The organism is Falsiroseomonas frigidaquae, from assembly GCF_012163145.1.
GTDB classification, from domain to species: Bacteria; Pseudomonadota; Alphaproteobacteria; order Acetobacterales; family Acetobacteraceae; genus Falsiroseomonas; species Falsiroseomonas frigidaquae.
In genome coordinates this window covers 155,098-175,700 of the sequence record NZ_JAAVTX010000001.1, presented here as the reverse complement: position 1 = coordinate 175,700, position 20,603 = coordinate 155,098, and the positions used below count along the sequence as shown (strand labels likewise).

General features: G+C 71.5%; 27 protein-coding genes. 10 read left to right on the top strand and 17 right to left on the bottom strand.

Annotated features, from left to right (window positions below; all coding sequences use genetic code 11):
* Position 1: 1 nt before the first annotated feature.
* From HB662_RS00790 to HB662_RS00735, 12 genes are read right to left on the bottom strand one after another with little or no spacing between them, the layout of a single operon-like run.
* Positions 2 to 787 carry a flagellar biosynthetic protein FliR gene (locus tag HB662_RS00790; RefSeq protein WP_342449415.1) on the bottom strand — a complete coding sequence of 262 codons (786 nt, stop codon included), beginning with the start codon at positions 785 to 787 and terminating at the stop codon, positions 2 to 4.
* Between the two features lie 5 nt (positions 788 to 792).
* Complete coding sequence (locus HB662_RS00785) at positions 793 to 1,068, bottom strand: flagellar biosynthetic protein FliQ (RefSeq protein WP_168046191.1); 276 nt, start codon at positions 1,066 to 1,068, stop codon at positions 793 to 795.
* Between the two features lie 36 nt (positions 1,069 to 1,104).
* A complete protein-coding gene (locus HB662_RS00780; protein ID WP_168046189.1) occupies positions 1,105 to 1,434 on the bottom strand; it encodes a flagellar hook-basal body complex protein FliE in 330 nt (109 codons plus the stop codon).
* Entirely contained in the window at positions 1,431 to 1,841 is a 411-nt protein-coding gene (gene flgC / locus HB662_RS00775; protein WP_168046187.1) for a flagellar basal body rod protein FlgC, read from the bottom strand. Before flgC ends, HB662_RS00780 begins: the two co-directional genes overlap by 4 nt.
* Before the next feature lie 14 nt (positions 1,842 to 1,855).
* Positions 1,856 to 2,233 (bottom strand): flagellar basal body rod protein FlgB, encoded by a 378-nt coding sequence (locus tag HB662_RS00770; RefSeq protein WP_245185364.1) that lies wholly within the window; start codon positions 2,231 to 2,233, stop codon positions 1,856 to 1,858.
* A gap of 54 nt (positions 2,234 to 2,287) precedes the next feature.
* The gene (locus HB662_RS00765; RefSeq protein WP_168046183.1) at positions 2,288 to 4,762 is read right to left on the bottom strand and encodes a hypothetical protein; all 2,475 of its coding nucleotides are present in this window, start codon (positions 4,760 to 4,762) and stop codon (positions 2,288 to 2,290) included.
* Between the two features lies 1 nt (position 4,763).
* A complete protein-coding gene (locus HB662_RS00760; RefSeq protein ID WP_168046181.1) occupies positions 4,764 to 5,291 on the bottom strand; it encodes a hypothetical protein in 528 nt (175 codons plus the stop codon).
* Positions 5,284 to 5,670 carry a chemotaxis response regulator CheY gene (locus HB662_RS00755; RefSeq protein ID WP_168046179.1) on the bottom strand — a complete coding sequence of 129 codons (387 nt, stop codon included), beginning with the start codon at positions 5,668 to 5,670 and terminating at the stop codon, positions 5,284 to 5,286. Before HB662_RS00755 ends, HB662_RS00760 begins: the two co-directional genes overlap by 8 nt.
* A gap of 47 nt (positions 5,671 to 5,717) precedes the next feature.
* The gene (locus HB662_RS00750) at positions 5,718 to 6,335 is read right to left on the bottom strand and encodes a MotE family protein (protein ID WP_168046177.1); all 618 of its coding nucleotides are present in this window, start codon (positions 6,333 to 6,335) and stop codon (positions 5,718 to 5,720) included.
* Positions 6,332 to 6,769: a DUF6468 domain-containing protein gene (locus HB662_RS00745; protein WP_168046174.1), complete on the bottom strand. Its 438-nt coding sequence runs from the start codon at positions 6,767 to 6,769 to the stop codon at positions 6,332 to 6,334. Before HB662_RS00745 ends, HB662_RS00750 begins: the two co-directional genes overlap by 4 nt.
* Positions 6,766 to 7,941: a flagellar motor switch protein FliM gene (gene fliM / locus HB662_RS00740; protein ID WP_168046172.1), complete on the bottom strand. Its 1,176-nt coding sequence runs from the start codon at positions 7,939 to 7,941 to the stop codon at positions 6,766 to 6,768. The genes HB662_RS00745 and fliM overlap by 4 nt, the downstream gene beginning before the upstream one ends.
* On the bottom strand, positions 7,938 to 8,420 hold the full coding sequence (locus HB662_RS00735; RefSeq protein WP_168046170.1) for a flagellar basal body-associated FliL family protein: 483 nt from the start codon (positions 8,418 to 8,420) through the stop codon (positions 7,938 to 7,940). The genes fliM and HB662_RS00735 overlap by 4 nt, the downstream gene beginning before the upstream one ends.
* Before the next feature lie 134 nt (positions 8,421 to 8,554).
* Between HB662_RS00735 and HB662_RS00730 the strand changes: the two genes are divergently transcribed.
* The 9 genes from HB662_RS00730 (at position 8,555) to fliP (ending at position 14,587) form a co-directional block, all read left to right on the top strand.
* Positions 8,555 to 9,298: a flagellar hook basal-body protein gene (locus tag HB662_RS00730; protein ID WP_168046168.1), complete on the top strand. Its 744-nt coding sequence runs from the start codon at positions 8,555 to 8,557 to the stop codon at positions 9,296 to 9,298.
* Positions 9,299 to 9,315: 17 nt separating this feature from the next.
* On the top strand, positions 9,316 to 10,101 hold the full coding sequence (gene flgG, locus HB662_RS00725) for a flagellar basal-body rod protein FlgG (protein ID WP_168046166.1): 786 nt from the start codon (positions 9,316 to 9,318) through the stop codon (positions 10,099 to 10,101).
* Positions 10,101 to 11,078, top strand: a complete 978-nt coding sequence (gene flgA / locus HB662_RS00720) for a flagellar basal body P-ring formation chaperone FlgA (RefSeq protein ID WP_168046164.1) — start codon at positions 10,101 to 10,103, stop codon at positions 11,076 to 11,078. Before flgG ends, flgA begins: the two co-directional genes overlap by 1 nt.
* Positions 11,075 to 11,797 (top strand): flagellar basal body L-ring protein FlgH, encoded by a 723-nt coding sequence (flgH, locus tag HB662_RS00715; RefSeq protein WP_168046162.1) that lies wholly within the window; start codon positions 11,075 to 11,077, stop codon positions 11,795 to 11,797. The genes flgA and flgH overlap by 4 nt, the downstream gene beginning before the upstream one ends.
* Positions 11,797 to 12,891: a flagellar basal body P-ring protein FlgI gene (locus tag HB662_RS00710; protein WP_168046160.1), complete on the top strand. Its 1,095-nt coding sequence runs from the start codon at positions 11,797 to 11,799 to the stop codon at positions 12,889 to 12,891. Before flgH ends, HB662_RS00710 begins: the two co-directional genes overlap by 1 nt.
* Positions 12,888 to 13,172, top strand: a complete 285-nt coding sequence (locus HB662_RS00705) for a rod-binding protein (RefSeq protein WP_168046158.1) — start codon at positions 12,888 to 12,890, stop codon at positions 13,170 to 13,172. Before HB662_RS00710 ends, HB662_RS00705 begins: the two co-directional genes overlap by 4 nt.
* Complete coding sequence (locus HB662_RS00700) at positions 13,169 to 13,534, top strand: hypothetical protein (protein WP_168046156.1); 366 nt, start codon at positions 13,169 to 13,171, stop codon at positions 13,532 to 13,534. The genes HB662_RS00705 and HB662_RS00700 overlap by 4 nt, the downstream gene beginning before the upstream one ends.
* A 67-nt stretch (positions 13,535 to 13,601) precedes the next feature.
* Positions 13,602 to 13,868: a flagellar biosynthetic protein FliO gene (locus HB662_RS28940; RefSeq protein ID WP_168046154.1), complete on the top strand. Its 267-nt coding sequence runs from the start codon at positions 13,602 to 13,604 to the stop codon at positions 13,866 to 13,868.
* Entirely contained in the window at positions 13,865 to 14,587 is a 723-nt protein-coding gene (gene fliP, locus HB662_RS00690) for a flagellar type III secretion system pore protein FliP (RefSeq protein ID WP_168046152.1), read from the top strand. Before HB662_RS28940 ends, fliP begins: the two co-directional genes overlap by 4 nt.
* A 92-nt stretch (positions 14,588 to 14,679) precedes the next feature.
* On the opposite strand, the gene HB662_RS00685 is transcribed toward fliP, so the two are convergent.
* Genes HB662_RS00685 through HB662_RS00675 form a run of 3 tightly spaced genes read right to left on the bottom strand, consistent with a single transcriptional unit; the run spans position 14,680 to position 16,234 of the window.
* The gene (locus HB662_RS00685; protein WP_168046150.1) at positions 14,680 to 15,117 is read right to left on the bottom strand and encodes a VOC family protein; all 438 of its coding nucleotides are present in this window, start codon (positions 15,115 to 15,117) and stop codon (positions 14,680 to 14,682) included.
* Positions 15,114 to 15,872, bottom strand: a complete 759-nt coding sequence (locus HB662_RS00680) for a VOC family protein (RefSeq protein ID WP_168046148.1) — start codon at positions 15,870 to 15,872, stop codon at positions 15,114 to 15,116. The genes HB662_RS00685 and HB662_RS00680 overlap by 4 nt, the downstream gene beginning before the upstream one ends.
* Before the next feature lie 14 nt (positions 15,873 to 15,886).
* Complete coding sequence (locus HB662_RS00675; RefSeq protein ID WP_168046146.1) at positions 15,887 to 16,234, bottom strand: DUF1428 domain-containing protein; 348 nt, start codon at positions 16,232 to 16,234, stop codon at positions 15,887 to 15,889.
* Between the two features lie 141 nt (positions 16,235 to 16,375).
* Here HB662_RS00675 and HB662_RS00670 point away from each other — a divergent pair, with 141 nt between their 5' ends.
* Positions 16,376 to 16,786, top strand: coding sequence for a (R)-mandelonitrile lyase (locus tag HB662_RS00670; RefSeq protein WP_168046144.1), 411 nt, complete (start codon positions 16,376 to 16,378; stop codon positions 16,784 to 16,786).
* Positions 16,787 to 16,792: 6 nt separating this feature from the next.
* Here the strand turns inward: HB662_RS00670 and gyrB are convergent, their stop codons facing one another.
* Complete coding sequence (gyrB, locus tag HB662_RS00665; protein WP_168046142.1) at positions 16,793 to 19,267, bottom strand: DNA topoisomerase (ATP-hydrolyzing) subunit B; 2,475 nt, start codon at positions 19,265 to 19,267, stop codon at positions 16,793 to 16,795.
* Between the two features lie 134 nt (positions 19,268 to 19,401).
* Positions 19,402 to 20,595 carry a DNA replication/repair protein RecF gene (recF, locus tag HB662_RS00660; protein ID WP_171970209.1) on the bottom strand — a complete coding sequence of 398 codons (1,194 nt, stop codon included), beginning with the start codon at positions 20,593 to 20,595 and terminating at the stop codon, positions 19,402 to 19,404.
* Positions 20,596 to 20,603: the final 8 nt, after the last annotated feature.

Sequence of the window (20,603 nt, the reverse complement as noted above, 5' to 3'; positions counted from 1 at the left end):
CTCAGCCGAACCCTGGCAATGCGGACCAGGCGGCCTGCGCCGCGAGGTGCCATTCGGCCAGCAGCCGCGGCAGCAGCAGCGCCAGCAGCACCAGCCCCGCCAGGGTCTGCGCCGGCGCGGCGAGGACGAAGACCTGCGCCTGCGGGGCGACCCGCGCCAGCAGGCCCGTCGCCGCCTGCGCCAGCACTGCCAGCAGCAGCAGGGGCGCGGCCAGGCGCAGTGCCAGTCCGAGGCTCGCCGCCCCGGCCTCCGCCACCGCCAAAGCGGCGATGCCGCCATCCAGCGCGACGCCGGCGGGCAGCACCGAATAGCTTTCCGCCAGCGCCCGCAGCGGCAGCGCATACAGCCCGGTGGAAAGCACCAGCGCGGCGGCGGCAATGCTCATCAGCCGCGACAGCGCCGTGCCCTGGCCGCCCATCGCCTGGTCCGGCGCGAACATGCTCGACAGGCCCATGAAGCTGCCGGCGAGCTGCCCGGTGATCGACAGCGCCAGCACCACCAGCCGCGCCAGCGTGCCGAGCCAGATGCCGATGGCGATCTCGCTGGCGAATAGCAGGATGGTGGCGGCGAAATCATCCGGCGCCTTCGGCAGCACCGGCAGCACGCCGGGCAGCAGCAGCGGCACCAGGGCCAGCACCAGCGCCAGGCGGATCGGCGCCGGGATCTCGGCCTCGCCCAGCCCGGGCAGCAGCAGCCCGCAGGCGCCGACGCGCGCCACCAGCAGGATGGCGGCGAAGGCCAGCTCCGCCAGGCTCGGCAGGTCAATCTCCCCTGGCACCCCCGGCACGCGCGTCAGCCCATGCCGCCGACGGAGATGATCTGGTCGAACAGGCGTTCCGTGAAGGCGCGCATCACCGCGACGCCGGCCGACCCGCCGAGCAGCAGCACCGCGCCGAGTGCCACCACCTTCGGCACGAAGGCCAGCGACGGTTCCTGGATCTGCGTCAGCGCCTGCACCAGCGCGATGGCCAGGCCGATGACGAGCAGCAGCCCGAGCAGCGGCCCGCCGACCAGCAGCGCCGTCCACAGCGCCTGCTGCCCGGCCAGCGCGATCGAATTGGATTCCATTGTTCCGGCCGCCTCCTGCAGCCAGCGCGCGAGGCGCTACACGCTCATCCGCATCACTTCCTGATAGGCGGAAACCATGCGGTCGCGCACCGCGACGGCGGTCTGCAGGGCGAGTTCCGCGCGTGCCACGGCCATCACCACCTCCGAGGTGCCGACCTGCCCGGCCATCGCGGCCTGGGAGGTTGCATCCGCCGTGCGGCCACTTTCGATCGCGCCGCGCATCGCATCGCCCAGCGCGGCATCGAAGGCCTGGCCGATTCGCGCATCGCGCACCGGCTCGCCGATCAGGGCGCCGGTGCCGGCGCCACTGCCCGCGGTGGCCCGATAGGCCTGCAAGGCGGGGTTGAAGCCTAGCGGCGTGCTCATCCGCGCAGCGCCTCGATGGTCCGCAGCAGCATGGCGCGCGTGGTCTCGATGACCGACAGGTTGGCGCCGTAGCTGCGCTGCGCCTCGCGCATGTCCATCACCTCGATCAGGCTGTCGACATTCGGCGTGCGGACATAGCCGCGCTCATCCGCCGCGGGGTGGGAGGGTTCGTAGCGTTCCGGGAAATCGCCAGCGGCGGTGCCGATTTTCTGCACCTGCACGGTGGCCACCCCGGTGGCGCGGTCCACCTGGCTGGCGAAGGTGACGGTGTGGCGGCGATACGGCTCCGCCCCCGGCGAATTGCCGGTGGAATCGCGGTTGGCGAGGTTCTCCGCCACCACGCGCAGCCGCACGGATTGCGCGGCCATGCCGGCGGCGGAGGCGGTGAGTGCGCGCTCGAGATCCATCACGGTGCTCCTGCTCAGGTGCCGCGGCCGAGCGCGGTCTTGTACATGGCGGCCCAGCGCCGGTGCAGCGCCAGCGCCAGGGCGTGCGCCTGGTCGGTATCGGCGATCTTCAGCGCCTCCCGGTCCAGCGACACGCCATTGCCGCTGGGGCTGGATTCCACCGCCGCGCGGTCGCGCTGCGCGCGGTTGTTGCCGGCGGCTGCCAGATGCAGCGGCGAGGTCTGCGTCAGCGAAGCCGCCGCGGATTCCAGCGTGCGCGCAAAAGGCGCCAGGTCGTTCGGCTGGTAGCCGGGCGTATCGGCATTGGCGATGTTCTGCGCCAGCACCTGCTGGCGCTGTTCAAGCCAGGCCAGCCTGCGTTCGGCCAGCGCCATCACCCCGGTGCGCGTCATGTCCATGCGCCGGATGGTCGGACGGAGCTGCGACCGTGGTGTTAACCACGTCGCCTAACGCAGCGCGCGAAGCTGTTCCTGCAGGGCGCGCGTCTCCGCGATCTCCTGCCGCAGGCGGGGCAGGTCCAGCGTGCCGGGCGTGCCGCTGGCGACCGCGGCGAAGGCCTCGGCGAAGCCGCCTTCCTGGACCCGGTCGCCGTAGCGCTGCTGCAGGGCGGCGAGGCCCGCGCGGTCCTGCGCCAGGGCGAGGAAGGCGGCCAGGCGCAGCAGGTCGCGCCGCGCCGCCTCATCCAGCGGTGCGTTGCCGGGGGCCTGGCGGTCCAGGTGCCGTTGCAGGGATGCGGCCGCGCCGGGCCAGTCCTGTGCGGCGGCCAGCAGCTCCGCCAGCGGTGCCGCGCCTTCCGCGCCGAGACCGCGCAGCACGCCGATCGCGCCCGGAAGATCGCCCGATTCGCGCCGGGCCGCGGCTTCCGCCAGCGCCCGGCGCCGGCCCATCTCGCCCGGCAGGGCGGCGCCGCGGCGCAGTGCCTGCAGGGCACCCTCCGCATCGCCATCCGCCAGCCGCGCCTCCGCCAGGCGCACCGACAGCGCGCCGCCATCGATGCTGGTGGGCACGGCGCGGGCCAGCAGCGCGCCGGCCTCATGCGGCAGTTCCAGGCCCATCAGCCGGTCCGCGATGCGCGCCACCGCCGCATCCAGCCGCGCATCCGGCGGCAGGGTGGCGTGCTGTTCGGCGTGGAGGCGGGCCATCTCCAGCGGCGACGCCTGCGGGTCATCCAGCATCGCGATGGTGGCGGTGACCAGCCGCGGCCGCAGCGCTTCCGCCGCATCGGGGAAGCTGGCGCCGGTATCCCGCAGCAGCGCCAGCGCCGCCGCCGGCTGCGCGGCCTGGAGGTAGAGGTCCGCCGCACGCAGCCGGCGCGCCAGTTCCCGCCCATCGCCGCGCCAGGCCGGCACCGCGGCCTCCAGCGCCTGGGCCGCCGCGGCGGCATCGATCGCGCCGCTGGCCAGGCGCAGCTCCGCCAGCCGGCCGAGCGCGCGGGCGCGGGCATCGCGGTCGCGGTCCTTGGCCAGCCCGGCATAGCTGGCCAGGGCTGGCTCGGTCGCGCCGGCGGCTTCCTGAATCACGGCGGCGGCGTAGCGCGCCAGGGGAAGGCCCGCGGCCGCCGGGTCGCCGGCCAGCAGGGCCTGAGCTTCCGTCGTCGCGCCGGCTTCCGCCAGCGTGGCAGCAAGGCCCGGCAGCAGCCGCGCGCGCAGCGGGGCGGGGTAGCGCAGCAACAGCGGGATCGCGGCGCGGAACGGGCTCTCGATCTCCGGTCGCGCCAGGGCGCGCCACAGCGCCACCTCCTCGGTCGCCGGCAGGCGCGGATCGTCCAGCGGTGCCTGCGCCTCCTCCGGCCGCCCTGCCAGCACGGCGGTGGCGCCGGCCAGCAGCAGGGCGCGCGGTTGCAGCACCAGGCGCGGGTCGTCGCCGGTCGCGAGGTACAGCGCGGATTGCGCCTCCGCCCCCAGGCCGAGGCCGAGCAGCGTCTCCGCCAGTTCCATGCGCGACGCTTCCCGCTCCGCCTCGGGTGTGGCGGCGATGCGGCCGGGCAGGGCCCGCCAGCGCGCCAGCAGCGTGGCCTCCGGCAAATCCTGCAGGGCGAGCAGGGGCGGCGCGGGCGCGGCGGGCTGGGCCTCCGGCAGCAGGGAGACGGCGACACCGTGCCGTGTCGGCTCCACCGCGAAGCCGAGTGGCGCGGCGGGCTCCGGCGGCGGCTGCAGCCAGGCGGCGGGGTCGCGATTCAGCGCGGCGCTGCGCGGACTGGGCAGGCGCAGGGCGGTGGCGCCGGGCAGCTCCACCAGCTCCGCCCCGGCCAGGGCCGGGTTGGCGCGGCGCAGCGCCGCCAGGTTGCGCGGCCGGTCATCCTCCACCATCACCAGCAGGCCATCGCCGCCGAGCAGCCCCGCCGCGGGGCCGGTGAAGGGCAGGCGCAGGTCGGTCTCGGCCGCGCCGGCGGGCGGCGGCGGCGGCGTGGTGGGCGGTGTCGCGGCCGGGGTTGGCAGCGGAGCCGCAGCGGGGGCCGGGGTAGGCGAATGGGTAGGGGAAGGGGGCGGCGGAGGGGCAGGCGGCGAGTCGGGGGGTGTCGGCGCACGTGTCGCCTGCCGCGGCGGATCCATCAGGTCCAGGACCACGAGGGTGCCGACCACCAGGTGCCGCACGGCGACGCCGGGGCGGAGGGTGATGCGCATGCCCTCCGCCGTGGCCTCCGAGGCCTGCAGGTTGCGCAGCGGGCGTCGCAGCGCGGCGGTGTCCAGCGTGGCGGGGCGGGCGAAGCGCAGCTCCGCCTGGTCGCCGTGCTGGAGCACCTCGTACCCCACCGCCTGCGGCCAGTCGAAGACGATGCGGGTGAAGCCGTGGTGCACGCCGGTGCGGACCCGGATGCGCGCCGGCGCCGGCTCCTCCCCCATCGCCGTGCCGGCGGGGGAAAGCAGCGTCGCGCAGAGCAGCAGGGCGGCGAGCCCTGCCGCGGTCCGGGTCCGCGCCATCTCAGTCGAACAGCGCGTCGATGGCGGATTGGCTGATGCCGGCACCCGGCATCTGCGGCCCGTTCAGCAGCGATTCCGGTTGCGTGGCGGAGACCACCGGGGGCCGCGTCTCCATGCTCTGCCGCGCACCGGCGATGCGCCGTTCCACCGCCTGCAATGCCGCAACCACCTTGGCGATGCGCTGGCCGGTGATGTCCTGGAACGAACAGGCCTCATAGATGCGGGTGATCGCGTGCTGCAGCGGCTGCGCGTGCTGCTGTTCCAGCTGGTCGCTGATATTGGTCAGCGACTCGCAGGAATCCAGGATCTCATGCGTCGCCTGCGCGGTGTGGGAGACGATGGCCGCCAGCTCGTCGGTCGCGGCGGGAATGTCCGGTGCGTCGATGTCATCGGCCTTCAACGCGGCCACTTCCAGCCGCGCATCGGCGATGATGCGGCCGAGCGCCTCCAGCTCCGCCATCAGCGAGCCGACGGTGGCGTCCAGGTCGCCGCGCAGGGCCTGGATCGGGACGGGTGCGGTGTCAGGCATGGACCATCACCTTCGCGATCTTCTCGCGCAGCGTCTCGGCGTTGAAGGGCTTGACGATGTAGTTGGAGACGCCCGCCTGCTTGGCGGCGACCACGTTCTCCGTCTTGCTTTCGGCCGTCACCATGATGAAGGGCAGGTGCTTCAGCCGGGCGTCGGCGCGCACTTCCTTCAACAGGTCGAGGCCGGTCATCGGCTGCATGTTCCAGTCGCTGATCACCAGGCCGAAATTGCCGGCGCGCAGCTTGGCCAGCGCCTCATGCCCGTCGCTCGCCTCATCCGAATCATTGACGTCGATCTGCTTCAGCAGGTTGCGGATGATGCGGGTCATCGTCTTGTAGTCGTCGACGACGAGAACCTTGATGTTGTGGTCGAAACTCATGGGCGCGTCTCCTTCTGTCTGTTGTGCGGACTGTCTGTCGTACGGGGTCAGCCGGGAGTCAGGCTGCCGGGGTTCGGGCCCGCCGGGACGTGGCCGGCGCGCAGCCGTGCCAGCTCGACGGTGAGCTGCCGCACCCGTGCGGGCAGCATGGCGCCGAGGATCGGCGCGGCCTTGCGTTCGGTCATGCGCTGCACGACCTCGACCAGCACCGGCAGGTCCAGCTCGTTGAACACCGCCGCCGCCTCCCGCGGGCGCATCGCCTCATAGAGCTTGGCCTGGGACCGCCAATGCGAATCCTCGCGCTGGCGCGCCGCCGTCTCGGCCTGTTCCAGGCGGCCCTGCAGCGCGGCGAGCTCGTTCAGCCGAGCATCGATCCGCTGTTCCGCGACGGCCAGCAGCGCCTCGCGCGTCGCCAGCGACTGCTCGCGCGCATCCAGCGCCTGCCGGCGGTTGCGCAGGGCATCGGCTGCGGCGGCATCGGGTGCAGGCTCGGCGGGCGGCGTCGCGGCGGGAATGGCGGGCGGATCGGCGGCCAGTGCCTCCCGCGGCGCCACGCCGACGGACTGCTTCAGGCCCGCATAGCCAAGCACCAGGCCGACGCCGTTCAGCGCCACCAGCATCAGCGCCAGCACCAGCAGCAGGCGCAGGGTCAGCAAGGCCTTCATGCGCTGCGCCTCCGGCTCAGGGCGCGCATCAGCTCGGTTTCGGCTCGCGCGCGGGGCAGGGTGGGTGGGGCCGGCGGGGCGGATTCCGGCGGCGGGGCGCGCAGCCCGGCTTCCATCCGGTCCGCCAGCTTCTCCGCACGTTCGGACAGGAAGCGCAGATCCTCGCGCAGCGCGGTCGCGTTACGCAGCTGGTCGCCGAGGCCGCGGCCGGCGCCATCGGCTGCGGCGCGCAGCCGGGCGATCACCAGCTCCGCATCCCGCGTCGCCTCGGCGAAGTGGCGCGTGCTTTCCGCCAGCGCACCGCGGTCGCGACGCATGGCGCTGAGCGCCCGGTCGAGACGGATGACGCTGGGCAAGGCGCCGAGGATGATGAGCAGCAGCAGCGCCTCGATCAGCCAGCGCAACAGGTCGAAGGGCAGGTCCGCGATGGTCATTGCTGGTCCTCCAGACCGGGGTTCTGGCGCTGGTCCTGGCGCGGCAGCACGCGTTCCACGCGCACCGCCAGGCGGTCGTTGCGGCGCCCGACATAGCCCTCGAACAGGGATGTATCGCCGCAGCGCAGCCGCACCGGCGCACCGGGGCCGACGCCGAGCGCGATCAGGTCGCCGACCTTCAGCCGCAGCACGTTGGAAAGCGACATGGTCTGCTCGTCCAGCACCACGTCCAGGGCCACGCCGGTCTGGCGCAGCTCCTCCGCCAGGTGGGTTTCCCAGATGCTGTCGCGGCCGAACTTCTCGCCCATGAACTGCTGCAGCAGCAATTCGCGCACCGGCTCCAGCGTCGCGTAGGGCAGCAGCAACTGCAGTTCGCCGCCGCGATTCTCCATGTCCACCCGCAGCCGCACCAGCACGGCGGCATTGGAGTTGCGGGAGATGGCGGCGAAGCGTGGGTTCACCTCCAGCCGCTCGAAGTGGAACTGCACGGCGGAGATCGGCGCGAAGGCCTCCGCCAGGTCGGCCAGCACCACGGTCACCAGGCGCTCGACCAGCGTGCGTTCGATGGTGGTATAGGGCCGCCCCTCGATCCGCATGGCGGAGGTGCCGCGGCGGCCGCCGAGCAGCACGTCCACCACCGAATAGATCAGCGCCGAATCGGTCACCACCAGCCCGTAATTGTCCCATTCCTCCGCCTTGAAGACGGAGATCATGGCCGGCAGCGGGATCGAGTTCAGGTAGTCGCCGAAACGCAGGGAGGAGATGGCATCGATCGAGACCTCGACATTGTCCGAGGTGAAGTTGCGCAGCGTGGTCGACATCAGCCGCACCAGGCGATCGAAGACGATCTCCAGCATCGGCAGGCGTTCGTAGGACACCAGGCCGCGTGCGATGACACGCTCGATGCCGCTGCCACCCTGATCGTCCGAGGCGCCGCCGTCATCGAAGCCGAGCAGGCTGTCGATCTCGGCCTGGTTGAGCACCCGGGTCGGCTCCACCGGTGCCAGCGACGGCGAGGGTTCCGGCTCCGGCTCCGGCTCCGGCTCGACACCGGCGAGGATGGCTTCCGCCGCGGCTTGTGCGCCGGCTTCACCCAGCGCCGCCTCGGCCAGGGCGGCGCCCCAGTCATCCTCCGCCGCCTCCTCGGGCTCCTCCGTCGGCGTATCGCTCATTGCACGATCATCTCGACAAACAGCACGTCGGTGACGGCGCCGGCGCGGGTGGCGAGGTTGGCGCGGGCCAGCAGCTCCTCCCGCAGCCGGTGCGTGCCGAGGCTGCCGCGCAGTTCCTCCGGCCGCGTCTCGCGCAGATAGGTGGTGAACAGGTCCTGCAGGCGCGGCATGGCGGACTGGACCAGCGCGGCATCCTCCGCCCCCGTCACCTCGATCCGGGTCTTCAGGCGCACGAAGCTCGACCGCCGGCTGCCCGTGTTGAGGTTGGCGACGATGTCCGGGATCTCGACGAAGACGGGCGGCGGCGGGGCGGCTTCCGCGTGGCTTTCCGCGGCCTCGGCGAAGGGCGGCAGCTTCAGCCAATAGGCCGCGCCGGCACCGCCGCCGGCCAGCAGCAGCAGCACGCCACCGATCACGGCGAACAGCTTGCCCTTGCCGCGCTTGGGCGCGTCCTGCGTCGTGACTGCCGTGGTGCTCAAGATGCCCCCGTCCTGGAATGCAGGGCCGGTCTATGAGGCGGCTGTTAATGCCTCCTTGCCGGGGAAACCCGCCGCAAGAAACCGGCAACAACTGGCGCCTAGACCGGTCCCGCGGCGCGAAAGGACCGATCTGCATGGACACCCCCGGCTACATCGTGCTGTCCCGCCTGGCCGCGCAGCGCCGCGCCACGGATGTGCTGGCGGCGAACATCGCCAATGCCGGCACGCCCGGCTTCAAGGCCAGCCAGGCGGTCTTCGCGGCGGAACTGACCCGCCAGACCGGCATAGATGCACCGCGCGGCGGCCAGAGCCTGGCCTTCACGCAGGACCGTGCGACCTGGCGCAACATGGCCAACGGGTCGCTGCAGCACACCGGCAACCCGCTGGACCTGGCGCTGTCCGGCGACGGCTATTTCGTGGTGAACACGCCACGCGGCGAACGCTTCACCCGCGCCGGGCACTTCACCCTGTCACCGCAGAGCCAGGTGGTGGATCCGGACGGCAACCCGGTGCTGAGCGAGGCGGGGGAGCCGCTGACCCTGCCGCCCGGCGACGTGCGGATCGAGGTGAAGGGCGATGGCAGCATCGGCAGCGAATCCGGCCCGCTCGGCCGGCTGCGCGTGGTCCGCTTCGAGGACCCGCAGAAGCTGATCGCGGAGGGAAACCGCCTGCTCGCCGCGCCGCCGGACCAGCGGCCGGAGCCGGAGCTGGCGCCGCGCGTCGTGCAGGGCGCGGTGGAGGAATCCAATGTCAGCGCCGTGGCGGAGCTGACGCGGCTGACGGCCGGAATGCGCGAATTCCAGTTCGCTTCCCAGTTCCTCGAAAAGGAAGGCGAGCGGCTCGGCTCCGCCGTCGACCGCATCCTCAAGCGCCGCTAGACAGGAGAAGCCGTTCCATGCGCGCACTCGACATCGCGGCCACCGGCCTGCAGGCCCAGCAGACCAACGTCGAAGTCATATCCAACAACATCGCGAATATGAGCACCACGGGCTACAAGCGCCGCCGTGCCGAGTTCCAGGACCTGATCTACCAGAACCTGCGCCGCGCCGGCTCGCAGAGCTCCGACCAGGGCACGGTGCTGCCCTCCGGCGCGCAGATCGGCCTCGGCGTGCGCACGGCGGCGATCTACCGCATCTCGGAACAGGGCGGCCTGACGCAGACGGATAACCGCTTCGACCTGGCGGTGCGCGGCAATGGCTATTTCCCGGTGACCCTGCCGACGGGCGAGACCGCCTATACCCGCGCCGGCAGCTTCGGCCTGGCGCCGGACGGCACCATCGTCACGGCGGATGGCTTTCCGGTCGGTGCCGGCATCGTCGTGCCGGCGGCGGCGCGCGATGTCACGATCAATGCGGCGGGCGAGGTGCTGGCCAAGCTGGATGGCCAGGTGCAGCCGCAGAATGTCGGCCAGATCCAGGTCGCCATCTTCCCCAATGAAGGCGGGCTGGAGGCGACGGGTGACAATATGTTCCTGGCCACGCCGGCTTCCGGCGACGCGCAGCTCGGCGCCCCCGGCGCGGTGGGTTTCGGCCAGGTGATGCAGGGCTTCCTGGAGCAGAGCAACGTCAACGTGGTGCAGGAGATCACCAACCTGATCACCGCGCAGCGCGCCTATGAAATGAACAGCAAGGTCGTCACCGCCAGCGACGAGATGCTGTCGACCCTGACGCGGATGCGCTGATGCGCCGCGCCATCCTCGCCTTCGCGATGCTCGGCTGGCCTGCGGTCGCGCAGGTGCCGGCGCCGCGTGCCTGGGCGCCGGTGGATGGCGCGGTGGTGACGCTGGGCGACCTGTTCGAGAATGCCGGCCCGCGCGCCGATACGCCGCTCGGCCCATCCCCGGCACCAGGTCGCCGCTTCGTGGTGGAGGCGCCGCAACTCGCGATGATCGCACGCGACTATGGCCTGGCCTGGCAGCCCCTGGGCGGCGAGGATCGCGTGGTGGTGGAACGCCCCGGCCGTGCCATGGCGGTGGATGCGGTGCTGGAGCCGCTGAAGGCGGAGTTGGTGCTGCTCGGCGCCGATCCCGCGCAGGAAGTGGACATGCCCGGCTTCACCGCGCCGATGCTGCCCGCGCTCGCACCCGATGCGCGCGTGGCGATCGATGCGGCGCGCTGGGATGCGGCGACCCGTCGCTTCTCCGCCACGCTGGTGATCGTCGCCGAGGGCATGCCGACGCTGCGCCAGCGCGTCGCCGGCCGCATGGTCGAGATGCGCGACGTCGTCGTCGCCACCCGGGCCCTGCGGCGTGGCGATGTGCTGGAGGAAGCGGATGTGGTGGAACGCCGCCTGCCGCTGGATCGCGTGCAGGCGGCGAGCGCCGGCGCGGCGGAGGAAGTGCTGGGCCAGCGCCTGCGCCGCAATGTCACCGAAGGCCAGGCGTTGCGCGATGCCGATGTCGCGGCGGTGCCGCTGGTGGCGCGGGATTCCATGGTGCTGCTGGTGCATGAGGGCAGCGGCTTCACCCTGACCGCCCAGGCCCGCGCCCTGGAGGATGGCTTCCGCGGCCGCGGCATCAGCGTGCTCAACCTGGCCAGCGGCATCGCGGTGCGGGCCGAGGTGCTGGATGCACGGCGCGTCCGCGCCATCGGCCCCGATACCGCGCCACGAACCACCAGCCTCGCGGCACGTGCCGCGCGACGGGAATCCCTGCGATGATGCGTGCCGCCAGCCTTGCCCTGATGCTGGGCCTCACCGCCTGCGGGGTCGCGGAGCGGCTTTCCGAGGTCGGCCGCCCACCTGCCATGGCGCCGATCGAAAGCCCGGTGATGCGTCCCATCAGCATGCCGATGCCCGCCGCGCAGCCGGCGCTGCCGGAGGCGAATTCGCTGTGGCGCCCGGGCAGCCGCACCTTCCTGCGCGACCAGCGCGCCGCGCAGGTGGGCGATCTGGTGACGGTGCTGGTGCAGATCACCGACCAGGCGAACCTGCAGAACAGCACGCAACGCACCCGCGCCAATACCGAATCCATGGGCCTGCCGCGGCTGCTGGGGCTGGAGAGCAGCTATGGCCGGCTGCTGCCCGGTGGCATCGATCCGTCCCAGCTCATGTCCGGCTCCAGCGACAGCGCCAGCCAGGGTGGCGGCGCGATCCAGCGCACGGAAACCATCACGCTGCGGGTCGCCGCCACCGTCATGCAGTCGCTGCCCAATGGCAACCTCGTCGTCGCCGGGCGGCAGCAGGTGCGGGTGAACCAGGAACTGCGGGACATGCAGGTCTCCGGCATCATCCGTCCGCAGGACATCGCCAGCGACAACACGGTGCGCCACGACCGGCTGGCGGAGGCGCGCATCGCCTATGGCGGCCGCGGCACGGTCAGCGACGTGCAGGCGCCGCGCTACGGCCAGCAGCTTCTCGACATCATCCTGCCGTTCTGATGGTGCGCGCGCTTCTTCTCCTGCTGCTTCTCGCGTCGCCCGCCTTCGGGCAGACCGGCGTGCGCATCAAGGACATCGCGGATGTCGAGGGTGTGCGCGACAACCAGCTCGTCGGCTACGGCCTCGTCGTCGGCCTGAACGGCACGGGCGACCGGCTGCGCAGCGCGGTGTTCACGCGGCAATCGCTGATCGGCATGCTGGAGCGCCTCGGCGTCAACACGCGCGACCAGGAACGGCAATTGGAGACGCGCAACGTCGCCGCCGTCATGGTCACCGCGAACCTGCCGGGCTTCGCCCGCACCGGCAGCCGGATCGACATCGCGGTCTCCGCCCTCGGCGATGCCACCAACCTGACGGGCGGCACGCTGGTGGTGACGCCGCTGCTCGGCGCGGATGGGGAAGTCTATGCCGTGGCGCAGGGGGCGGTGGCCACCGGCGCCATCGCGGCACGTGGGGCCGCCACCTCCGTCACCCGGGGGGTGCCGACCGCGGCGCGCATCGCCAATGGCGCGATCGTGGAGCGGGAAGTGCCCTATGCCTATGCCTCCCGCGCGCAGATCCGCCTTTCGCTCCGCAATCCGGACCTGACCACGGCGCGCCGCGTCGCGGCCGCCATCAACAGCTTCGCGCGCAGCCGGGCGGCGGTGGCGACGGACCCGCGCAGCGTCAGCATCACGCTCACCGGCCGGGACGCCATCGGCTTCATCGCGGAGATCGAGCAGCTTCGCGTGCAGCCCGACCAGATCGCGCGCGTGGTGATCGAGGAAGCCTCCGGCACCATCGTCATGGGCGCCAATGTCCGCATCAGCACCGTGGCCATCGCGCAGGGCAACCTGACGGTGCGGGTGACGGAGACGCCGCAGGTAGTGCAGCCGAATGCGCTGGCCGGCGGACAGACCGCGGTGGTGCCGCGCACGGATGTGGAGGTGGATGACCAGTCGGATCGCCGCCTCGGCATCCTGCCCAGCGGCACCACGTTGCAGAACCTGGTGGAGGGGCTGAACCGCCTGGGTGTCGGGCCGCGCGACATGATCTCCATCCTGCAGACCATCAAGGCGGCCGGTGCGCTGCAGGCCGAACTCGAGGTGCGATGATGCAAGTGGACCCGACCAGCCCGCCCATCCCCAGCCCGGCGCTGCGCCCGCCGGTCAACCGCACGCAGGAGGCGGCGCAGGATTTTGAGGCGCAGGTGCTCGGCGTGCTGCTGCAGCCGATGTTCGCCGGGCTGGACGGCAAGGGGCCGTTCGGTGGCGGCGCGGCGGAGGCGCAATGGCAGCCGCTGCTGGTGCAGGAATTCGGCCGCGCGATCGCCGCCGCCGGTGGCCTCGGCATTGCGGATGCGGTGCGGCGCGACATGGAGAGGAGCGGCGGATGAGCGAGCAGATGGCGGCGGCGATCGAGGCGCTGGAACAGGCGCTGCGCACGGAAACCCAGGCGCTGCGCGCGCGCGACCTGACGGGTGCGGCGGCGATGCAGCCGGCCAAGGCGGCGGCGGTGGAGGCCTTCCTGCGGCTGCGCGGCAGCACCCCCGCCAACCCCGCCCTTGCCCGCCAGGTGGACCGGCTGCGCACCGAGGTGCAGGCGAACCGGGAGATGCTGGAGGGGGCCATGGCGCTGCAGGCGCGCGTGGTGAAGGCCATCGCCCGTGCCGCCCGCCCCACCACCTCCGGCGCGCCGGGCTATGCGGTCTCCTCCCGTCCTACCACCGCCGCGCTGGCGCTGTCCATGAAGGCCTGACGGTTAACAGCGGGGCAAGAACGCGGCCGCTTTCTGACGGCGTACAGGGCATGGCAGGAGGCCGTGGGTGGTGGAGTTCCAGGCGGTCGGCACCGCCGTGGCGGCGCTTGCCGCCGTGCTGCTGGCGATCCTGCTGATCTCGCGCGGCCTGCGCCGCTTCGGCCTGACGCCCGGCCTGCCGGCGCGTGGAGCGCGCCGCCTGGCGCTGGTGGAGGCGCTGCCGCTGGACCGCAACCGCCGCCTGCTGCTGCTGCGTTGCGATGGGCGGGAGATGCTGGTGCTGGTCGGCGGCGGCCAGGACCTGGTGCTGCCGCAGCCGGAACCACGCGCATGAGATGGCTGGTCGCGTTGCTGCTGCTGCTGCCGGGTGCGGCGCTGGCGCAGAGTGTCAGCATCGACATGGGCGGCGATGGTGCCGGCGCCACGGCCCGGCTGGTGCAGCTGACGGCGCTGATCGGCATGCTGTCGCTGGCGCCGTCGCTGCTGGTGATCGCCACCGCCTTCGCGCGCATCGTCATCGTGCTGTCGCTGCTGCGGGCGGCGATCGGCGCGCAGGGCGTGCCGCCGAATCCGGTGCTGATCGGGCTGGCGCTGTTCCTCACCTGGTTCGTCATGGCGCCGGTGCTGGAGCAATCCTGGCAGCAGGGTCTGCAGCCGATGGCGCGCGGCGAGATTGCGGAAATTGCCGGGCTGCAGGCGGCGGCGGAGCCGTTCCGCGGCTTCATGGCGGCGCATGTGCGGGATGCCGACCTGGCGCTGTTCCTCGACCTGGCGAAGCTGCCGGTGCCGGAGGCCGGGGCGCCGCTGCCCTGGCGCGCGCTGGTGCCGGCCTTCATGGTGGGGGAACTGCGCCGCGCCTTCGAGATCGGCTTCCTGCTGTTCCTGCCCTTCCTCATCATCGATATCGTGGTGGCCAGCGTGCTGATGGGCCTCGGCATGATGATGCTGCCGCCGCCCACCATCTCCCTGCCGTTCAAGCTGGTGTTCTTCGTGCTGGTCGATGGCTGGCGGCTGCTGGCGGGAAGCCTGGTGCAGGGCTTCGCGACGGGGTGACCAGACCATGATCCGCGAACACGGATCATGGTCCAGCCTTTGCCGAGAGGGTGATTCGCCGCTGCGACGATTCAGCCTTCGCGGATCACGCTCTACGCCGCCGCGTGGCGCAGCGCGGCGAGGTCGAGCTTCACCATGCCCATCATCGCCTGCGCCACCTGCGCGCCGTTCGGGCCGGACATCAGCGTGCCCATCTCCCGCGGCACGATCTGCCAGGACAGGCCCCAGCGGTCGCACAGCCAGCCGCATCGCACCTCCGCGCCGCCTTCCTTCAGCGTGTCCCACAGATGGTCGATCTCCGCCTGGGTCTCGCATTCGGCGGAGATCGAGAAGCTCTGGTTGAAGGTCTCGGGCGCGCCCGTCTGCATGGCGCGGTAGCGCTGGTCGCCGAGGTTGAACTCCATGACCTCGACGCCGCCCATGGGGGTCTGTACCGGACCCATGGCGGAGCCCGGGATCAGCGAGGTGTAGCAGCGCACCGCCGCCTGCATGTCGCGCCCGAACCACAGGAACTGGATGACCTTGGTCATGCCGCACCTGCCTTGCCGACCAGCGCGAAGACGGCGCCCTGCGGGTCCAAGCCGATGATGATCCTGTCGCCGCCCGGCACCTCCGCCGGTCCGTGCAGGATCTGGCCGCCGCCGTCCTTCACCTGCTGCGCCGCGGCCTCGATGGCGGGGACGCGGAAGTAGAAGCGCCACATCGGCGGCGCGCCGCCTTGCTGCGGCATGATGGCGCCGAAGGCGCGGCCCTGCTGTTCCATGAGCTGGTAGCCGCCCATCTCGCCCATCGGCAGAAGCCCGCCGCGCGACCAGCCGAAATGCCGCGCGTAGAATTCCACCGCCGGCTCCAGCGCCCCGGCGCCCAGCTCGTTCCAGGCGCAATGCCCGACCGCATCCGGCGCGTAGCTGGTGCTCTCGCGGTCGCTGGCGCCACGCATGACGTAGAAAGGGGCGCCATGCGGGTCCGTCACCATGGCGATGCGCCCGACGCACGGCACATCCCGCGCCGGCATCTGCACCTGGCCGCCATCCGCGGTGATGGCCGCCACCGAGGCGTCCACGTCATCGACGCCGATATAGCCGAGCCAGCCGGGCGGCACGCCCTGCGGCGCCTGCATCATGCCGCCGATGCCCTCCGCCTCGCGGCTGAGGATGCGGTAGTCGGGCTGGACTTCAAAGCGGCTCTCCTGCCAGCCGAGCAGCCCGGCATAGAAGCGCGTGGCGGCCTCGGGGTCGCTGGTCAGCAGCTCATACCAGATGAAGCTGCCATGCGGGTTTGCCATGTCCCTGGTTCCCCTCAGGCGTCGAGGATGGGCTGGAAGCCGCCATAGATCATGCGCTGGCCGTCGAAGGGCATCTTCATGTCCTTCATGCGCGGATCCTCCATCATCCGCTTCATGCCGGCGTCGCGCACCGCCTTGGAGGGCCATTCGATCCAGGAGAAGACCACCACCTCATCCGCCTTGGCCTTCACCGCACCCTTGAAGTCGGTGACCTTGCCGTCCGGCACGTCGTCGCCCCAGCATTCCACCATGCGGAGCACGCCGAATTCCTTGAACATCGGCAGCGCCTGGCGTGCATGGTCGAGATAGGCCTGCTTGTTGGCGGCGGGCACCGCGGCCACGAAGCCATCGACGTAGTTCATCATCACCCTCCAAAACTTAACCGATGAGTGAAGTATAAGGGCGCGGTCGTGCAGGTCCAGCCCGGCGTGAACACGGCTGCTTGAGGCGGCTGCGGCCCTGGCCGGCCGGTGCCATGCTGCGCAGTCTCAAGGGAGATCACCATGGACATCATGCGCGCCGGTTCGCGGCCATCGGGCCAGGGCCCCGCCAGCTACTTCACCGGCAGGGTCCGCATCGACCCGCTATTCGAGGCGCCCGACCCGGCGCGTGCCGCCGGTGCACTGGTGACCTTCGAGCCCGGCGCACGCACCGCCTGGCACACGCATCCGCTCGGCCAGACGCTGTTCGTGACCTCCGGCTGCGGCTGGGTGCAGCGGGAGGGTGGGACAGTGGAGGTCATCCGCCCCGGCGACGTGGTCTGGTTTCCGCCCGGCGAGAAGCACTGGCACGGCGCGACCGCCAGCACGGCGATGAGCCACATCGCCATCCAGGAAAGGCAGGATGGCGCCGCGGTGGCGTGGCTGGAGCAGGTGGCGGAGGCGGATTACGCGGCGGGTCCACCCGCCGCGTAATCCCGGTCAGACGTCGAGGTTCGCCACCTTCAGCGCATTGCCGACGATGAATTCGCGGCGCGGCTCCACCACGTCCCCCATCAGCGTGGAGAACACCTGCTCGGCATCCTCCACATCCTCGACCCGTACGCGCAGCAGCGTCCGCACGGCCGGGTCCAGCGTGGTCTTCCAGAGCTGGTCGGGGTTCATCTCGCCCAGCCCCTTGAAGCGCTGGATGGACAGGCCGCGGCGGCCCTGGGCCAGGACGCGGTCGAAGGCCAGCAGCGGGCCGTGCTGCGTGGTTTCGGTCGAATCGAAGGCCAGCATGGCCGGGCCGCCGGCGTAGTCGCGGGCGAAGACCTCCCGCCGCTCATCCAGCCAGCGCGCCTCGGCGCTGCGCAGTGCCGCCTGGTCCAGCGTGTGGCGCTCCGTCACGCCGCGCACCACGCGGTACAGCTGCAAGCCGGCGCCATCCGCCGTGGCCTTCCAGCCGCGCTCGGAAGGCGGCGCCAGCGCATCCAGCCGCGTCGCCAGCAGCGCCGCGCCGGCCAGCGCACGTTCCGCATCCGGCGTCAGCGCGCCTGCCACGGCCGCCTGCTCGATGATGCCCGCCGGCACCTGGGTGGCGAGGCGGCGCATGCGGGACGCCACCTGGCGCAGCCGCTCCACCTCCTCCGCCAATTCGTCCCGCGCCACTTCGCGACCATCGGCGAAGCGCAGCCGGGCGCCGGACAGCGCCTTCTCGATCAGGAAGTCCTCGAGCGCGCGATCATCCTTCAGGTAGCGCTCGTCCTGGCCGCGCTTGGCCCGGTACAGCGGCGGCTGGGCGATATACAAATGCCCGCGCTCGATCAGCGCCGGCATCTGCCGGAAGAAGAAGGTCAGCAGCAGCGTGCGGATATGGCTGCCGTCCACGTCGGCGTCCGTCATGATGACGATGCGATGGTAGCGCAGCTTGTCGGCGGAGAAGCCGCCGCGATCCTCCGGCCCCGTGCCGATGCCGGTGCCAAGCGCGGTGATCAGCGTGCCGATCTCGGCGGAGGACAGCATCTTGTCCATCCGCGCCCGCTCGACATTCAGGATCTTGCCCTTCAGCGGCAGGATCGCCTGGAAGCGCCGGTCGCGACCCTGCTTGGCGGACCCGCCTGCGCTGTCACCCTCGACCAGGAAGATCTCGGACTTGGCCGGGTCCTTCTCCTGGCAATCCGCCAGCTTGCCCGGCAGCGTGGAGATATCCAGCGCGTTCTTGCGGCCGACCTTGTCGCGCGCCAGCTGCGCCGCCTTGCGGGCGGCGGCCGAGAGCACGACCTGCTCCAGCACCAGCTTGGCTTCCTTCGGATGCGTCTCGAACCAGTGGGAGAGCGCATCGGCCACCGCCACATGCACCACCGGCTGCACTTCCGAGGAGACCAGTTTGTCCTTGGTCTGGGAGCTGAACTTCGGGTCCGGCACCTTCACCGACAGCACGGCCGTCAGGCCCTCGCGCATGTCGTCGCCGATCAGCTCGACCTTTTCCTTCTTGGCGAGGTCTTCCGCATACTTCATCACGATGCGGGTCAGCGCCTGGCGGAACCCCGCCTGGTGGCTGCCGCCGTCGCGCTGCGGGATGTTGTTGGTGTAGCAGAGCGCCACTTCATGCGGGCTCGAGTTCCACCACATGGCGAGCTCGACCCGGATGCCTTCCGTCGCCTTGGTCACCAGGCTGATCGGCGGCTTGAAGATCGGCTCCTTGCTGCGGTCCAGCCATTCGACGAAGGCGACAAGGCCGCCCTTGAACTCGAAATGCGCTTCCACCGCCGGCACGTGCCGGTCGTCGCGCAGCGAGATCTTCAGCCCGGAATTCAGGAAGGCCAGCTCCCGCAGCCGGCGCTCCAGGATCGGGTATTCGTATTCGGTCTTGGTGAAGGTGCTGGCGGCCGGCTTGAAGGTCACCTGCGTGCCGTGCATGTGCGCGGATTCGCCGGTGATGATCAGCGGCTGCACCGTGTCGCCATGCTCGAAGCGGATGAAATGCTCGCGGCCGTCGCGCCAGATGCGGACTTCCATCCACTCGGACAGCGCATTCACCACCGCGGCGCCGACGCCGTGCAGGCCGCCGGAGACCTTGTAGCTGTTCTGGTTGAACTTGCCGCCCGCATGCAGGCGGGTCAGCACCACCTCGGCGGCGGAAACGCCTTCCTCGGCATGCATGTCCACGGGAATGCCGCGGCCGTCATCGGTGACGGTGACGCTGCCATCGCCGTTCAGCACCACGTCGCAGGTCGTCGCGAAGCCGGCCTGCGCCTCGTCCACCGCATTGTCGATGATCTCGAAGGCCATGTGGTGCAGGCCGGAGCCGTCATCGGTGTCGCCGATATACATGCCGGGCCGCTTGCGCACGGCCTCCAGGCCCCGCAGCACGGTGATGGAGGCGCTGTCATAGGCATCGGCACCCGGATTCGGGTCACCGTTTCCGGAAACCGGTTGGGGCGGCGGATTGGCGCGCGCGGCGGCGTCGGACATGCCGGCGGAGGCTCCTGAGTGTGGCTTGAAACCCTTCGGATACAGGGATTTCGCGCGGGTTGCGGCATTGGCCATCATAGCCTGAAATCGCCGGATTTGCCACGCCACATCCTTATTAGATGCGGGCCGCCCTCTCAGCCCGGCAGCAGCCCCTCCGGCGTCGCCTCGAAGGCCTCCGCCACGCCCTGCAGCGGGGCGAAGATGTCGGGGTCCGTGCCGGTCAGGAAGACCTGGGCGGGCAGCCGGGCGAGCGCCGCGTACAGCGCCTCCCGCCGTGCCGCGTCCAGATGGGCTGCGACCTCATCCAGCAGCAGCAGCGGCGCGAAGCCTCTTGCGGCGCCGATCAGCGTGGCATGCGCCAGCACGACGGAGACCAGCAGCGCCTTCTGTTCGCCGGTGGAACACAGCGCCGCCTCCAGCCCCTTCGGCAGATGCACCAGGTCCATGTCGGTGCGATGCGCGCCCTGCGCCGCCCCGCCCGCCGCCGCATCGCGCCCCCGGCTGGCCGCCAGGGCTTCCCGCAGCCCATCCTCCACCGCCAGCGCCGGCGCCTGGCCGAGCGCCGCGGCTATCGGGCAGACCAGGTTCAGCCGCGCCGCCGGGAAGGCGCCGGTGGCGGTGCCCGCCTCCAGCAGCAGGTTCAGCCGCTGGCTGAGCGCACGTCGCGCGGCGACGGCGGCGACCGCATGGCGGGCCATCGCATCCTCCAGCGCCGCCAGCCAGCCGGCATCGCGGCGGCCTTCGGCCAGCAGGCGGTTGCGGCCGGCCATGGCGGTGTCATGCGCCGCCACTTCCCGTGCATGGCCGGGGTCCAGCGCCCAGACCAGCCGGTCCAGGAACCGCCGGCGGCCGGAGGCACCCTCCTGGAACAGCCGGTCCATCTGCGGCGTCAGCCACACCGCGGCGGCGCGCCCGGCGAGTTCGGCCTGGTTCTTCGCCGGCTCGCCATCCACCAGGTATTTCCGGCGGCCGGTCTCGGCGCCATCGCCCGCCGTGCCGTTGCCGGTTGTACCGTTGCCAATCGTACCGGCGCCGATCGTACCGGTGCCGATCTCCGACGGCCCGTCCGGCCCCTCGAAGGCGCCGAAGGCGGCCCAGGGGCGGGTGTCTTCGCCAGGCACCCGCCGCCCGATCTCGCCCGCCCGCGCGCCGCGCAGCCCGCGGCCGGGGCCGAGCAGGCTGATCGCTTCCAGCAGGTTGGTCTTGCCCACCCCGTTCGGCCCGGCGATCGCCACGATCCGGCCGGCGAAACGTTGCTCGAAACTGGCGTAGGAGCGGAAATCCGTCAGCCGGAGGCGCGTGAGGCGCAGCGTGGGGGCGGGGGTCAGGGGCGGTC

What these genes read in the sequence shown, in the direction of transcription:
- HB662_RS00785 (WP_168046191.1), bottom strand. Translation starts at nt 1,068, where the DNA reads ATGGAATCCAATTCGATCGCGCTGGCCGGGCAGCAGGCGCTGTGGACG.
- HB662_RS00780 (WP_168046189.1), bottom strand. Translation starts at nt 1,434, where the DNA reads ATGAGCACGCCGCTAGGCTTCAACCCCGCCTTGCAGGCCTATCGGGCC.
- flgC (WP_168046187.1), bottom strand. Translation starts at nt 1,841, where the DNA reads ATGGATCTCGAGCGCGCACTCACCGCCTCCGCCGCCGGCATGGCCGCG.
- HB662_RS00770 (WP_245185364.1), bottom strand. Translation starts at nt 2,233, where the DNA reads ATGACGCGCACCGGGGTGATGGCGCTGGCCGAACGCAGGCTGGCCTGG.
- HB662_RS00765 (WP_168046183.1), bottom strand. Translation starts at nt 4,762, where the DNA reads ATGGCGCGGACCCGGACCGCGGCAGGGCTCGCCGCCCTGCTGCTCTGC.
- HB662_RS00760 (WP_168046181.1), bottom strand. Translation starts at nt 5,291, where the DNA reads ATGCCTGACACCGCACCCGTCCCGATCCAGGCCCTGCGCGGCGACCTG.
- HB662_RS00755 (WP_168046179.1), bottom strand. Translation starts at nt 5,670, where the DNA reads ATGAGTTTCGACCACAACATCAAGGTTCTCGTCGTCGACGACTACAAG.
- HB662_RS00750 (WP_168046177.1), bottom strand. Translation starts at nt 6,335, where the DNA reads ATGAAGGCCTTGCTGACCCTGCGCCTGCTGCTGGTGCTGGCGCTGATG.
- HB662_RS00745 (WP_168046174.1), bottom strand. Translation starts at nt 6,769, where the DNA reads ATGACCATCGCGGACCTGCCCTTCGACCTGTTGCGCTGGCTGATCGAG.
- fliM (WP_168046172.1), bottom strand. Translation starts at nt 7,941, where the DNA reads ATGAGCGATACGCCGACGGAGGAGCCCGAGGAGGCGGCGGAGGATGAC.
- HB662_RS00730 (WP_168046168.1), top strand. Translation starts at nt 8,555, where the DNA reads ATGGACACCCCCGGCTACATCGTGCTGTCCCGCCTGGCCGCGCAGCGC.
- flgG (WP_168046166.1), top strand. Translation starts at nt 9,316, where the DNA reads ATGCGCGCACTCGACATCGCGGCCACCGGCCTGCAGGCCCAGCAGACC.
- flgA (WP_168046164.1), top strand. Translation starts at nt 10,101, where the DNA reads ATGCGCCGCGCCATCCTCGCCTTCGCGATGCTCGGCTGGCCTGCGGTC.
- flgH (WP_168046162.1), top strand. Translation starts at nt 11,075, where the DNA reads ATGATGCGTGCCGCCAGCCTTGCCCTGATGCTGGGCCTCACCGCCTGC.
- HB662_RS00710 (WP_168046160.1), top strand. Translation starts at nt 11,797, where the DNA reads ATGGTGCGCGCGCTTCTTCTCCTGCTGCTTCTCGCGTCGCCCGCCTTC.
- HB662_RS00705 (WP_168046158.1), top strand. Translation starts at nt 12,888, where the DNA reads ATGATGCAAGTGGACCCGACCAGCCCGCCCATCCCCAGCCCGGCGCTG.
- HB662_RS00700 (WP_168046156.1), top strand. Translation starts at nt 13,169, where the DNA reads ATGAGCGAGCAGATGGCGGCGGCGATCGAGGCGCTGGAACAGGCGCTG.
- fliP (WP_168046152.1), top strand. Translation starts at nt 13,865, where the DNA reads ATGAGATGGCTGGTCGCGTTGCTGCTGCTGCTGCCGGGTGCGGCGCTG.
- HB662_RS00685 (WP_168046150.1), bottom strand. Translation starts at nt 15,117, where the DNA reads ATGACCAAGGTCATCCAGTTCCTGTGGTTCGGGCGCGACATGCAGGCG.
- HB662_RS00680 (WP_168046148.1), bottom strand. Translation starts at nt 15,872, where the DNA reads ATGGCAAACCCGCATGGCAGCTTCATCTGGTATGAGCTGCTGACCAGC.
- HB662_RS00675 (WP_168046146.1), bottom strand. Translation starts at nt 16,234, where the DNA reads ATGAACTACGTCGATGGCTTCGTGGCCGCGGTGCCCGCCGCCAACAAG.
- HB662_RS00670 (WP_168046144.1), top strand. Translation starts at nt 16,376, where the DNA reads ATGGACATCATGCGCGCCGGTTCGCGGCCATCGGGCCAGGGCCCCGCC.
- gyrB (WP_168046142.1), bottom strand. Translation starts at nt 19,267, where the DNA reads ATGTCCGACGCCGCCGCGCGCGCCAATCCGCCGCCCCAACCGGTTTCC.